The sequence below is a fragment of the Neisseria sp. HMSC064D07 genome (assembly GCF_001837185.1).
GTDB lineage: Bacteria > Pseudomonadota > Gammaproteobacteria > Burkholderiales > Neisseriaceae > Neisseria > Neisseria flavescens_C.
Genome location: NZ_KV831684.1, coordinates 1 through 222, shown reverse-complemented (window position 1 = coordinate 222; position 222 = coordinate 1). Strand labels below are relative to the sequence as shown.

Genomic DNA, 222 nt, shown 5'->3' with positions numbered 1-222 from the left:
TTGGGCATCCTGCACGAAATGCAAAAGCAGGCGCCCGACAAAGAATTCATCGCCGCGCCGACGGCAGGCAACGGCGGAAGCTGCAAAAGCTGCGCGTTCTGCCCGTGGATGGCGATGAATTCGCTGGGCGGCATCAAATACGCCCTGACAAGCGGACACAACGAAATTCTGTTGGACAGAAAGCTGGGCGAAGCCGCCAAACTGCCTTTGCAGCGTATGCTC

Annotated in this window: 1 protein-coding gene; it reads left to right on the top strand. The window is 58.1% G+C overall.

Translation table 11 applies throughout. The annotated features are described in order from the left end of the window. Window positions 1-222 (top strand): quinolinate synthase NadA (gene nadA / locus HMPREF2608_RS06320; protein ID WP_168167208.1); only part of this gene is annotated, 222 nt, incomplete at both ends.